The sequence below is a fragment of the Methylobacterium sp. WL19 genome, assembly GCF_008040005.1.
GTDB classification, from domain to species: Bacteria; Pseudomonadota; Alphaproteobacteria; order Rhizobiales; family Beijerinckiaceae; genus Methylobacterium; species Methylobacterium bullatum.
Genome location: NZ_VRVC01000036.1, coordinates 26,613 through 38,667, shown reverse-complemented (window position 1 = coordinate 38,667; position 12,055 = coordinate 26,613). Strand labels below are relative to the sequence as shown.

At 69.1% G+C, this 12,055-nt stretch carries 10 protein-coding genes and 2 pseudogenes; 9 read left to right on the top strand and 3 right to left on the bottom strand.

Annotated features, from left to right (window positions below; translation table 11 throughout):
• Positions 1-523, bottom strand: a pseudogene (locus FV220_RS09755) (sensor histidine kinase); the annotation flags it as partial.
• Positions 520-1,188 (bottom strand): response regulator transcription factor, encoded by a 669-nt coding sequence (locus tag FV220_RS09750; RefSeq protein ID WP_056147747.1) that lies wholly within the window; start codon positions 1,186-1,188, stop codon positions 520-522. The pseudogene FV220_RS09755 and the gene FV220_RS09750, both read right to left, overlap by 4 nt.
• Before the next feature lie 155 nt (positions 1,189-1,343).
• Here FV220_RS09750 and FV220_RS09745 point away from each other — a divergent pair, with 155 nt between their 5' ends.
• The 8 genes and pseudogenes from FV220_RS09745 (at position 1,344) to FV220_RS09705 (ending at position 8,419) form a co-directional block, all read left to right on the top strand.
• Positions 1,344-2,003 carry a DNA-binding protein gene (locus FV220_RS09745; RefSeq protein ID WP_147831065.1) on the top strand — a complete coding sequence of 220 codons (660 nt, stop codon included), beginning with the start codon at positions 1,344-1,346 and terminating at the stop codon, positions 2,001-2,003.
• Between the two features lie 71 nt (positions 2,004-2,074).
• The gene (locus tag FV220_RS09740; RefSeq protein WP_147831063.1) at positions 2,075-2,497 is read left to right on the top strand and encodes a hypothetical protein; all 423 of its coding nucleotides are present in this window, start codon (positions 2,075-2,077) and stop codon (positions 2,495-2,497) included.
• A gap of 205 nt (positions 2,498-2,702) precedes the next feature.
• A complete protein-coding gene (locus tag FV220_RS09735) occupies positions 2,703-4,025 on the top strand; it encodes an MFS transporter (protein ID WP_147831061.1) in 1,323 nt (440 codons plus the stop codon).
• A 164-nt stretch (positions 4,026-4,189) separates the two neighbouring features.
• Positions 4,190-5,332, top strand: coding sequence for a metallophosphoesterase (locus FV220_RS09730; protein WP_147831069.1), 1,143 nt, complete (start codon positions 4,190-4,192; stop codon positions 5,330-5,332).
• A gap of 43 nt (positions 5,333-5,375) precedes the next feature.
• The gene (locus FV220_RS09725; RefSeq protein WP_147831060.1) at positions 5,376-6,644 is read left to right on the top strand and encodes an arsenic transporter; all 1,269 of its coding nucleotides are present in this window, start codon (positions 5,376-5,378) and stop codon (positions 6,642-6,644) included.
• A 24-nt stretch (positions 6,645-6,668) separates the two neighbouring features.
• Positions 6,669-7,597, top strand: a pseudogene (locus FV220_RS26480) (DMT family transporter).
• Between the two features lie 307 nt (positions 7,598-7,904).
• Positions 7,905-8,135 carry a hypothetical protein gene (locus FV220_RS09710; protein WP_018041817.1) on the top strand — a complete coding sequence of 77 codons (231 nt, stop codon included), beginning with the start codon at positions 7,905-7,907 and terminating at the stop codon, positions 8,133-8,135.
• Positions 8,136-8,164: 29 nt separating this feature from the next.
• Positions 8,165-8,419, top strand: a complete 255-nt coding sequence (locus tag FV220_RS09705; protein WP_056147723.1) for a BrnA antitoxin family protein — start codon at positions 8,165-8,167, stop codon at positions 8,417-8,419.
• Between the two features lie 55 nt (positions 8,420-8,474).
• Here the strand turns inward: FV220_RS09705 and FV220_RS09700 are convergent, their stop codons facing one another.
• Complete coding sequence (locus FV220_RS09700) at positions 8,475-10,667, bottom strand: PBP1A family penicillin-binding protein (RefSeq protein ID WP_147831056.1); 2,193 nt, start codon at positions 10,665-10,667, stop codon at positions 8,475-8,477.
• 438 nt (positions 10,668-11,105) lie between these two features.
• Between FV220_RS09700 and FV220_RS09695 the strand changes: the two genes are divergently transcribed.
• Entirely contained in the window at positions 11,106-12,044 is a 939-nt protein-coding gene (locus tag FV220_RS09695) for a pirin family protein (protein ID WP_147831054.1), read from the top strand.
• Positions 12,045-12,055 lie beyond the last annotated feature (11 nt).

Below are 12,055 nucleotides of genomic sequence, written 5' to 3'. Positions count from 1 at the left end.
TGGGCGCGGAGGCGACGATCGTCGCCGGGCCGATCCCCGCCGCATCCGGCAGGGCGAGGATGCGCAGGATCACCGGGTTGCCCCAGGGGTCGACGGCGTCCGCAGGGCGGGGACGGTCGCGGTGCCGACCCTCGCCGTCCGGGCGGTCGTCTTCGGGGACGGTGAGGTCGCGGCCTTCCAGGGAGCCGGAGCGGAGGATCGCGTCGCCCTGCCGGACCTGCCAGGACCAGCCCGACCGGTCGCGGTCGAAGGGCGGGCCGCCGAGGTTGCGCCCGAGGGCGAGGCGGCCGTCGCGGCCCCGCTCGAGGCTCGATGCGATGGCGACGATCTGGCTGTCGAGGCGGCTGTCGAGCTGGCCGCGCACGAAGCGGTGCAGGATGAAGCCGATGGCGATTCCCGCCACCACGAGGGCCACGGTGACGAGGACGAGGGCGGCGAGGATCAGCCGCCGCTGCAGGGAGCCGCGATGCGCATGAGGCGGCCCGTGGGGAGCCGGTCCGTGGGGAGGTCGCGGCCGGGTCACGCCGCCTCCCCCGGCACCAGCTGGTAGCCGTGGCCGCGCACGCCCTCGATCCGGGCCGGCGCGATCTTGCGGCGCAGGCGCGTGATGATGACCTCCACGGAGTTCGAATCGACCTCCGCGTCGCCGTCATAGACCCGCTCGATCAGCTGGCCACGGGGCACCACCCCGTCCTTGCGCAGGATCAGGCAGGAGAGCACCCGCCATTCGAGCCCGGTCAATTTCAGGGGTAGGCCATCCCGCTCGAACGTGCCGAGGCCGGCATCGTAGGTGAGAGGCCCGCAGACGATCCGGTTGGCCCCGTGCGCCGAGGCGCGGCGCACCAGGGCCCGCAGGCGGATGACGAGTTCCTCCACCCGGAACGGCTTCACGAGATAATCGTCCGCCCCCGCCTTGAAGCCCGCGACCTTGTCGCTCCAGCCGTCCCGCGCGGTGAGGATCAGCACAGGCACGGTCCGCCCGGCGGCCCGCCAGGCCTGAAGCACCGAGACGCCGTCGCGCTTGGGCAGGCCGAGATCGAGCACCACGGCGTCGTAGGTCTCCGTTTCGCCGAGATGCTGGCCGTCCTCGCCGTTGACCGCGTGGTCGAGGGCGAAGTTCTCGGCGCGCAGGGCCTTGGCGATCTCGGCGGCGAGGGCCGCATCGTCCTCCACCAGAAGGAGCTTCATCGGAATCCGTATCCTTGGGGATGCAGGGGCAGCCCCGGCGCCTACGCGCCGCGCTTTAACCGGGGCTGAACCGCGCGGTTCAGATCGGGTTGGAGGGGCGAGCCTAGAACGGCGTCAACCCGAGAGGGGATCCGCTTTTCCAGGACATCGACACCATGACGACCGAGAAGACCATCGACGGAACCGCCACCGAGATGCCGAGCCCCGCCGCCGCCCCGCGCCGCTCGCGCCGCGGCTGGATCGTCGGCGCCATCGCCGCTCCCCTCGCTTTCGGGGCCGTCGGCCTTTCCCTGGCGCAGAATACCGGCGTGACCCTCACCCCCGTCGCGCCGGTCACCGTCGCACAGCTCGCTCCTTCCGCCGCCATCGCGGCCAAGGGCGAGGTCGCGGAAATCTTCGGCAACAAGTTCATCCTGCAGGACGGCTCCGGCCGTGCCCTGGTCGAGACCGGCAAGCAGGGTGAAGGCGGCACGCTCGTTACCAAGGGTGAGGCAGTCACGGTGCAGGGCCGCTTCGAGAACGGCTTCCTCCACGCTACCCTCCTCACCCTGGCCGATGGCAAGACGGTGGTGCTCGGTCCGGCGCGCGGTCCGAAGCCCGGTGGCCTCGACTGGGCGAAGGACAAGGTCGGCCTCGGCCCCGAGATCGATGCACCCGCGCTCACCGCGAAGGTCGAGGCGGCCGGCTATTCCGACATCCGCGTCACCGGGCGCGGTCCGCGCCATCTCGACATGGCGGCCAAGGGCCAGGACGGGCGCGAGCGCCTGCTCCATGTCGGGTTCGACGGCGACATTCGCGAGAAGCGCAGCTTCTGACGATGACATTTCCCTCCCTCGGACCTCCGGGGGAGGGCTTGAGGCCTTCTCCATCATCGGGATCGACGACAATGCCAAAGACCGCGACCGCCACTGGAATCGTCTGGGCCGTCTTCGGCCATCGCCTCGCGCTGGAGGGGAACGGCACGAGGAGTCTCGCCGATCTCGGTCCCAAAGCGGTGTCGGAAGGGATGCCGAGGGTCGGCGACACCGTCACCGTCGAGGGCGAGGTCACGCCCTGCGAAATCAAGGTGTCCCGCCTCGTCCTCGCCGACGGCGCGGTGCGCATCATCGCGTGGCCGGAAAAGGGGCACGGCAAGGGCGATCCGGACACGGCGCTGCGCCTCGTCCGCGATGCCGGTTACCGCGTCGAAGGACCGCCGGTTCGCAAGCCGAGGCATTTCGAGATTCGCGGCATCCGGGACGGAGAGACCTTCGACGTCCATGTCCATGACGACCACGGAATCCGGAAAGAAAAGCGTATCGCGGTCTAGAAGCCGAGTATTCCACATACCGAATACACTGCTGATCTTGTCTGCCGTGCCGGGGCTTCGACGCTCACGCAGAATTCAATCCCCGCCGAGGAACCTTCATTTCGGGCTGGGGTTTGCCGCTCCGATCGACCCGAGGCCTTGGCTCCCGAGCCAGTGACACGTGCCGATCGGTCCCCTTCATGACCTGCTTCGAAAGATCGATCGGATGACGAGCGTGCCCGCCGCCGACCAGGATCGGGGTCGCGCCCCGTCGCAGCGGACGCTGCGCGGGCTCGATGCCCTCAACTTCTTCCTCGCCGACGTCCGGGACGGGCTCGGCCCCTATCTCGCCATCTACCTCATCGCCGTGCGCGGTCCCGACCAGGGCTGGAATGAGGCGACGACCGGAATGATCATGACGATCGCCGGCATTGCCGGGCTGATCGCGCAGACGCCGGCCGGGGCGCTGATCGACCGGACCAACCACAAGCGCGCCATCGTCATCGCCGGGGCGCTGGCTGTCACGGCGAGCTGCCTGCTCCTTCCCTTCGTCACGAATTTCTATCTGGTGGCCGCGACCCAGTCCGTCGCCGGCATCGCCGGGGCGGTGTTCCCGCCGGCGCTCGCCGCGATCACCCTCGGCGTGGTGGGGCCGAAGATGTTCTCCAAGCGCATCGGCCGCAACGAGGGCTTCAACCATGCGGGCAACGCGGTCTCGGCGGCCATTGCCGGATCGACGGCCTATTTCTTCGGGCCCATCGTGGTGTTCTGGCTGATGGCCTTGCTGGCGGTGCTGAGCGTCGGGGCCATGCTGATGGTGCCGGCCAAGGACATCGACGACGACCTCGCCCGCGGCCTCGACGAGACGGCGGGGGAGGGCGGCGAACAGGCATCCGGGATCAAGGCCCTGCTGCAGAACCGCACCCTGATGCTGTTCGCCCTGCTGGCCGCGATCTTCCACCTCTCCAATGCCGCAATGCTGACCTCGGTGGGCCAGTTGCTGACCAAGCTTTCGGGTAAGGAGAGCGCGACCTCGCTCATCTCGGTCTGCATCGTGGCCGCCCAGTTCGTCATGGTGCCGGTGGCGGTCTTCGTCGGCGCCAAGGCCGACGCGATCGGGCGCAAGCCGATCTTCCTCGTGGCCTTCGGCGTGCTCGCCATCCGGGGCGTGCTCTACACCTTCTCGGACAACCCGTTCTACCTCGTCGCCGTGCAACTCCTCGACGGGATCGGTGCCGGCATCTACGGCGCGCTCTTCCCCATCGTCGTCGCCGACCTCACCCGAGGCACCGGACGGTTCAACGTCTCGCAGGGGGCCGTCGCGACGACGCAGGGGCTCGGCGCCTCGTTCTCGGCGACGCTGGCCGGTCTCATCATCGTGTCGGCGGGCTATTCGACAGCGTTCCTGGTCCTGGCGGCAATCGCGGCGGCGGGGTTCGTCCTCTACCTCGTCGCCATGCCGGAGACCTACGGGTTCGAGCCACCGACCTCGGCCTCGAAGCCCCCGGGCTCGGGCGGGTCGGAGGCGATGGCGGTCTCCCCCGCCTGACGGCGAGTCCGGCAGGACCGAAGCCGTCCAAACCCTCCGAGTTTTCAGACGACGCGCCCCCCTTTTTTCATCACCCCGCCGGCTCGAGCCGTGGCCGGGCGCGTCACATGACGGGCCGTGAAGCGAGACATGCCATGACCCATCCCGCCATGACCCATCCCGCCATGACCCATCCCGCCATGACCCATCCCGCGAGCGCACGGGACGATATCCTCGCCTTCGCCCATATCGGCGATCTGCACCTCACCGAGGGGCATCTCGAGAACGCCCGCGATTTCCTCGCCATCGTCGCACAACTCGGCGCGGTCGAGGGGCTCGATTTCGCGTACCTGCCCGGCGACAACGCCGAGAACGGGCTGCCCGAGCAATATGCCCTCGTCCGCCAGGGCCTCCTGGGATTCTCGCTCCCCGTCCATGTCATCACGGGAGATCACGACATGGAGGGCGGCAGCCTCGATGCCTTCCATGCCGGCCTCGGCGCACGGCCACTTCCCTACGCCACCGACATCTCCGGCATTCGCTGCCTCTTCCTCGACATGTGCGGGCCGGGAACCGGCGGTCCGGATTTCCGCCTGGGCGACGCACAGCTCGCTTGGCTCGAAGGCGAAATCCAGCTGGCCGAGCGCGACGGTCTCGACTGCGCACTGTTCATGCACAGCTACCCCGCAGACCTGAAAGGCGAGGGCGAGGCCGTCCGCGTCGGCCATCTCGTCTCGCAGTCGCGCGTGCGCCTCGTGGAAATGGGCCACACCCATTACAACGAGCTCGCCAATGACGGTCGCACCATCTTCGCGGCCACGCGCTCCACCGGGCAGGTCGAGGAAGGGCCGGTCGGCTATGCCATCGCGGCGATCGATGGCGGCGTCGTCAGCTGGCGCTTCAAGGAACTGGCCGAGCCCTGGCCCTTCGTCCTCGTCACCGCCCCCGCCGACCGGCGCCTCGCCCATGACGACGCGCACCGGGTGCGCGACACGGTGGAGGTGCGCGCGCTCGTCCTCGGTGCCTCCGCCGTCACCGCTTGCGAGGTCAGCGTCGATGGCGGGCCGTGGCAGGCGATGACCCGCGCCGACGGCGACCGGCGTTACCGTGCGTCGATCCCCTGGGACGCGGCGGGGCGCCGCCTCACCGTGCGGGCCTCGGACGCGGCCGGGGGCACGGGGCAGGACGTCGTGGAGCCCGCCACCGACCGGTCCCGCTTGCCGGTCTCGAAGGGGATCGGCAGCGACGCGGATTCCATCGGCGCCTGGCCCGAGAAGGGCCTCCTCGGTACCCAGCTCGGACCCAATCGGAACGGCCGACACTGGTAGTCGTCACGCCGCTCCCTCGACCCTGACAGGATTTCGCCCGCCCATGTTCGCACTCCCCGTGACGCCGCATCTGGCGACCTGGATCATCGCCGGACTGGCGACAATCGGGGTCATCACCCGGCCCTTCGCCTGGCCGGAGGCTGTCTGGGCCGTGCTCGGAGCCGGGGCGCTGCTGGTGCTGGGCCTGATCTCGCCGGAAGCGGCCTGGGACGGCGTGCGCAAGGGGACGGATGTCTACCTGTTCCTCGTCGGCATGATGCTGCTCGCAGAGATCGCCAGGAAGGAGGGCCTGTTCGATTGGCTCGCCGGCATCGCCGTGCGCCAGGCCAGGGGGTCGGCGACGCGCCTGTTCCTGCTGGTCTACCTCGTCGGCACCGTGGTCACGGTGTTCCTCTCCAACGATGCCTGCGCCGTCGTGCTGACCCCGGCGGTCTATGCCGCGGCCAAGGCGGCGGAGGCCGAGCCGCTGCCCTACCTCTTCATCTGCGCCTTCATCGCCAATGCGGCGAGCTTCGTGCTGCCGATCTCGAACCCGGCCAACCTCGTCGTCTATGCCGCGCACATGCCGCCGCTCAGCGAATGGCTGGCGCGGTTCGCGCTGCCCTCGATCCTGGCCATCGTCGCCACCTACATCGTCCTGCGCCTGACCCAGAACTCCGTCCTGCGGCAGCAATTGCTCGCCCGGGACGTCGAGGCGACGCCCCTCTCGGGCACCGGCAAGGTCGCCGGTCTCGGCATCGTCGCCACCGCCGGGGCCCTCATCGCCGCCTCGGCCTACGATCTCGAACTCGGCCTGCCGACCTTCGTCGCCGGCCTCGCCACCACGCTCCTCGTCCTCGCGATCAAGCGGGGCGGAGCGGTGGAGGTCGTCAAGGACGTGTCCTGGGGCGTGCTGCCCCTGGTGGCCGGGCTGTTCGTGCTGGTCGAGGCCCTGGAGAAGACCGGTGTCCTGACCCTGCTCGCCGATCACCTCAAGCGGGCGGCACAAGCCTCGCCCGATGCCGCGGCCTGGGGCGGCGGAACCCTGGTGGCGGTGCTCTCCAACCTCGTCAACAACCTGCCGGCCGGCCTGATCGCGGGGGCGGCCGTGCAGCAGGCAGACGTCTCCGAGAAGGTCGCCGGGGCGATCCTCATCGGCATCGATCTCGGCCCCAACCTGTCGGTGACCGGATCCCTCGCCACCATCCTGTGGCTCACCGCCATCCGCCGCGAAGGGGAGGATGTCGGCTTCTGGCGCTTCCTCAAGTTCGGCCTGCTGGTGATGCCGCCGGCCCTCATCCTCGCCCTGGCCGGCCTACTCCTCCTGCCCTGATCCCCATTCCGAGGACGATCCGACATGAACGCGGCCCTGCTCTATCCCTTCATCCTGGTCGCCGGCGCGCTTCAGGCGGCGGGCAATTCCATGAACGCGCGCCTGCGCGTGGCCCTGGTCAATCCGTGGCTCGCGGCCTCCGTCTCGTTCTCGCTCATCGTCTTCGTCTTCGTCACGCTGTTCGTGGTGATGCCGACGCCGCTGCCCAGCCTGGAACAGCTCGGCGGCATGCCGTGGTGGGCACCGTTGGGCGGGCTCGCCGGAGCGGTGGCGGTGTTCGGCGGCCTCGCCTTCGTCGACAAGGTCGGAGCCGGGCCGTTCAACGGGCTGCTCATCACCGCCAACATCCTGACATCGCTGGCCATCGATCATTTCGGCTGGCTCGGCATGCAGGCGAACCCGCAGGGGCTGCTGCACCTCCTCGGCGGCGGCCTGATGGTGGGCGGCATCGTCCTCATCGCCCGGTTCTGAGGCCTCCCGCCCGCACCGATGGAGATCCCACGCTCATGACCGGCCCCCTGTTCTATCCCTTCATCTTGGTCGCCGGCGCCCTTCAGGCCATCGGCGTCACCATGAACGCGGCGCTTCGTGGCGCGCTCGTCAATCCGTGGCTCGCGGCGGCGGTCTCGTTCCTGCCGATCGTCTTCGTCTTCGTCGCGATGCTGGCGATCCGTCCGGTCCCGCTCCCGACCCGCGACGACCTCGCGGGAATGCCGTGGTGGGCGCCGCTCGGCGGCATCGCCGGGGCGGTGGCGGTGTTCGGCGGCCTCCTCTTCGTCGACAAGGTGGGGGCCGGCGCCTTCAACGGGCTGCTCATCACCGCCAACCTGCTGACGTCGCTGGCTATCGACCATTTCGGCTGGCTCGGGATGCCGAAGCACCGCGCCGGCAAGGCACGGATCGCGGGCGCCGGGCTCATGGTGGCTGGAATCGTCCTCATCGCGGCGTTTTGACGGGGACATCCACCGGGATTTACCTGCGCGACCCCCGCGAGTCCTTGCCAGGGTTCGCTTTTTGGTGCCCGGACGTGCTATGTCCCGGCGATCCCGCCTGAAGCCGGTCCCGTGCGAAGGGTGTGTGGATCACCCTTCCTCGCTGCCGATCGCGGAATTTCACGTCCGCCGGCACTCGTCTCGATCGTCGACATGATGCGCCGCGCGAGCGGGCACGAGCGGTTCATCCGCCGCTGCCGCCTCCGCCCTGGCGAATGATGCGGTCGTTGCGCGGGCGGCGGGGCGAGGGGAGCCAGGAAGGACGACGATGAGCGACGAAACCGACGCCAGGACCCGGTCCGAAGAGCGCGCCGAGCGCGCGGAGCGGATGGCCAAGGAAGGCGCGCAGGCCATGGCGGAGCATCTGCAATCGGTGAAGGAGATCGACGAGCGCACCGTGAAGCTGCGCGCCCTTCGCCTTGCCAAGGAAGCCGCCGAGGCCGCGGAGAAGGCTGCCGCTCCCGCGCCGGCCCCCAAACGCAAGCGCTCCGCGAGCTGAGCCAGACAGCCTTACCAGGAAACCGACCCATGGCATTCGATCGGACCCGTCGCGCCAGCGACCCCCGCCAGGCGGCGGAAGCCGCCTTCAAGGCCGCCACCACCAAGGCGCCCGACACTCCCAAACCCGTCGAACGCGCCCCCGCCGCGCCGCTCAGCCCGCCCGGTGCCCGCGAGATGGTGTCCCTGCGCCTCGACCGCGCCGTGCTGGAGCATTTCCAGAAGGACGGCCCAGGCTGGCAGGACCGGATTAACGCGGCGCTGAAGGGCATCGCCGGACTGTAGAGACCGGCCCGGTTCCGACAGCTCGCGGCTGCCGGAAAGTGCTTCTCTCCCGCGCCTATTCCCCCACGCCGAACAGCTTCTCCAGGAAATTTCGGTCGTCCTGGCTCGGCCCGCGGGCGCGCTGGTTGGCGGCGACGCGGGGCGGCGGGGCGGCGGATTGCGGCTCTCCGAGGAGGGCGCCGATGAGGCCTCCCGGTGCGGTCCCGGTGGTGGCGGGAACCTCCGCCGGGGCGCGGTTGCGCCAATGGTTGGCGCCCGGCAGCATCGTCGGAGTCTGGCCCTTGAGGGCCACGGTCATGTAGGTCTTCCAGATCTCGCCGGGCAGGTTGCCGCCGGAGACCTTCTTGGTGGATTCGCCGTCGTCGTTGCCGAGCCAGACGCCGGTGACGAGGGTCGACGAGTAGCCGATGAACCAGGCATCGCGGAAATCCTGGCTCGTGCCGGTCTTGCCGGCGAGGTCCCATCCCGGAACCTCGGCCTTCTTCGCGGTTCCCGAGACGAAGGTCTCGTGCATCATCGCGTTCATCATCGAGACGGTCTCGGCATTCATCACCCGGCCGAGATTGGTGTCCTTGCGCTGGTAGAGCGCCTTGCCCGTCGTGCTCTTCACGTTGGCGATGACGTAGGGGTTCACGCCCGTGCCGCCATTGGCGAAGGCGGCGTAGGCGCCCACCATTTCCAGCGGGGTCACTTCCGAGGTGCCGAGCGCCAGTGAGCCGTTGGCCTGCAGCGGCGAGGAGATGCCCAGGCGCTGGGCCGCCTGCACCACCGCCTTCGGGCCGACTTCCTGGCCGAGGCGCACGGCCACGGTGTTGAGCGACAGCGCCAGCGCCTCGCGCAAGGGGACCGGCCCGCGATAGTCGCGCGAATAGTTCTCCGGGTTCCAGCCCTTGATGCTGATCGGCGCGTCGTCGCGCACGGTGTCCGGGGTCAGGCCCCGCTCCACGGCGGCGAGATAGACGAAGGGCTTGAACGAAGAGCCCGGCTGGCGCTTGGCGGTGGTGGCCCGGTTGAACTGGCTCTGGGAATAATCGCGCCCGCCGATGAGCGCCCGGATCGCGCCGTCCGGCCTCATCGAGACCACGGCCCCCTGGGCGACGTTGTAGCGCGAGCCCTTCTGGTTCAGCTCGTCCACCAGTGCCTTCTCGGCCGCGCCCTGAAGGCGGGTGTCGACGGTGGTGGTGACGACGATGTCGGTGTCGAATTTCGGCAGGAAGTCGTCGAGGACGTCCATGACGAGATCGGCCACGTAATTGGCCGAGCCGCCGCCACGGCTGCTCGCCGGCCGCGCCGGGGTCGCCAGCGCCAGCTTCACCTCGGCGGGCTTGGCGAAACCGAGTTCCTCCATGGCCGCGAGCACCTGGGCCGCCCGCGCCTGGGCGGCGGGCAGGTTGCGGTTGGGCGCGAGACGCGAGGGCGCCTGGACGAGGCCGCCGAGCATGGCGGCTTCCGCCAGCGTCACCGCCTTGGCGGGCTTGCCGAAATAGCGCTGGGCGGCGGCCTCGATGCCATAGGCGCCGGCGCCGAAATAGACCCGGTTCAGGTAGAGTTCGAGGATCTCGTCCTTGGTGTAGCGGTGCTCCAGCCACAGGGCGAGGATCGCCTCCTGGATTTTTCGCGAGGCCGAGCGTTCCGGCGTCAGGAACAGGTTCTTGGCGAGCTGCTGGGTCAGGGTCGATCCGCCCTGCGAGACGCCGCGGCGGGTGACGTTCTGGGCCACGGCGCGGGCGATGCCCACCGGGTCGACGCCGAAATGGCTGTAGAAGCGCCGGTCCTCGATCGCCACGAAGGCACGCGGCAGATAGGGCGGCAACTCGCCGATGCTCACCACCCGTCCGCCGGTCTCGCCGCGATTGGCCAGGAGCGAACCGTCGCTGGCGAGGATGGCGATGTTGGGCGGGCGCTTCGGAACGGCGAGCTGGTCGATCGGCGGCAATTGCGAGGCGTGGTAGGCCACCAGCCCCGCGATGGCGATGACGCCCCACAGGCCGAGCACGAGGGTGCCATAGTAGAGACCGCCCAGGAACGAGCGCCGGCGCGGCTTGCGGGCCGGTGCCTTGGCCCGCGCCGAGGGGCGCCGGGGGCCTTCGCCCTGGCCGTTGCTGCTCGTCGCGCGTCTGCCCACACCGCCTCCGGCGCGATCGTCGCCGCTGAGCCGTAGGTCGAGGTCGCCGCGCCCACCGATGCGCCCTTCGGGCACGTCGAAGTTCGGCTCCTCCCGCCCGCGTCCCTTGCGTCCGTTCGCCATGCGTTTCGTCTGAACCTGTGAGCGCCTCGTGATCCGAGAGGCTCAGGTACCGCACGGTAAATACGGCGGGTTTAAGGGTTCCTAACCCGGATCGTTTTCGGGTTTTGAGATCATAGCGGAATGTTAACCGCTCGGCCGTGGCGGCTTGAATCGTGATTGCCGCTCTTTGAACCTCACCCGCAGTCTCCACGACCAAGACCGGAAAATGCGTTTCCGGAAACGATCGGTTTCCATCGTTTCTATTTCATTCCGCTCGAATGGGCCGGATAACGATGCCGGTGCGGACATGCCGGCTTTCTTCAAGACCTGGTGCCCCATGCGAGCGTATTTCCCGGCCCGATCGTGAGGGCCGATGGAGACGGTCGTGTGGATCCAGGCCGAGCTTGCCCTGTGAGCCGCGATACATTTGAGTCGGACCGAGCAGAAGGGAAACGGGCGATGAGCTGGCACAGTGCGGACGACCCGGCTCCGGGCGATCCTTTCTCCTGCGACGCGATCAAGACCCTGATCGTTCCCCGCTCGCGGGATCTCGGCTCGTTCTCCGTCCGGCGGGCCCTGCCGTCGACGCAGTGCCGGATGGTCGGTCCCTTCATCTTCTTCGACCAGATGGGGCCGTCCGAGTTCCTGCTCGGCCAGGGCATGGACGTGCGGCCGCATCCGCATATCGGCCTCTCCACCGTCACCTACCTGTTCGACGGCGAGATCATGCACCGGGACAGCCTGGGCACCGAACTGCCGATCCGTCCGGGCGAGCTCAACTGGATGACGGCCGGTCGCGGCATCACCCATTCGGAGCGGACCGGCGCCGGGCTGCGCCGGACCGGCTCGAAGCTGTTCGGCATTCAGGCCTGGGTCGCGCTCAGCGGCAAGGACGAGGAGACCGCCCCCGCCTTCGAACATTACGACGCGGATGCGCTGCCGATCCTTTCCGGCGAGGGCAAGATCGTCCGGCTGATCGCCGGCGAGGCCTTCGGCGCCAGATCGCCGGTGCGGACGTCGAGCCCGATGGTCTATGCCGACGTGATGCTCGAGGCCGGCGCCGTGCTGCCCTTCGACCCGACCTATGACGAGCGCGCGATCTACACCGTCTCCGGCGCCATCGACATTGCCGGCGACGGGTTCGGCCCCGGCCAGCTCCTCGTTTTCAATCCCGGCGACCGCATCAGCGTGCGGGCCACCGAGGCCGCGCGCTTCATGGTCCTGGGCGGTGAGCCCATGGACGGGCCGCGCCATCTCTGGTGGAACTTCGTCTCCTCGCGGCCGGAGCGGATCGAGCAGGCCAAGGAGGACTGGCGCCAGGCCCGGTTCGACACCGTGCCCGGCGAATCCGAGTTCATCCCCTTACCCGAATCGCCTCCGCCCGTGCGCTACCCCTGATGCGTGAAAAC

Bases quoted from the DNA above. Each gene is read 5' to 3' on its own strand.
- FV220_RS09710 (WP_018041817.1), top strand. From the start codon at position 7,905: ATGAGCGACGAAACCGACGCCAGGACCCGGTCCGAAGAGCGCGCCGAG.
- FV220_RS09750 (WP_056147747.1), bottom strand. From the start codon at position 1,188: ATGAAGCTCCTTCTGGTGGAGGACGATGCGGCCCTCGCCGCCGAGATC.
- FV220_RS09725 (WP_147831060.1), top strand. From the start codon at position 5,376: ATGTTCGCACTCCCCGTGACGCCGCATCTGGCGACCTGGATCATCGCC.
- FV220_RS09705 (WP_056147723.1), top strand. From the start codon at position 8,165: ATGGCATTCGATCGGACCCGTCGCGCCAGCGACCCCCGCCAGGCGGCG.
- FV220_RS09740 (WP_147831063.1), top strand. From the start codon at position 2,075: ATGCCAAAGACCGCGACCGCCACTGGAATCGTCTGGGCCGTCTTCGGC.
- FV220_RS09695 (WP_147831054.1), top strand. From the start codon at position 11,106: ATGAGCTGGCACAGTGCGGACGACCCGGCTCCGGGCGATCCTTTCTCC.
- FV220_RS09700 (WP_147831056.1), bottom strand. From the start codon at position 10,667: ATGGCGAACGGACGCAAGGGACGCGGGCGGGAGGAGCCGAACTTCGAC.
- FV220_RS09730 (WP_147831069.1), top strand. From the start codon at position 4,190: ATGACCCATCCCGCCATGACCCATCCCGCGAGCGCACGGGACGATATC.
- FV220_RS09745 (WP_147831065.1), top strand. From the start codon at position 1,344: ATGACGACCGAGAAGACCATCGACGGAACCGCCACCGAGATGCCGAGC.
- FV220_RS09735 (WP_147831061.1), top strand. From the start codon at position 2,703: ATGACGAGCGTGCCCGCCGCCGACCAGGATCGGGGTCGCGCCCCGTCG.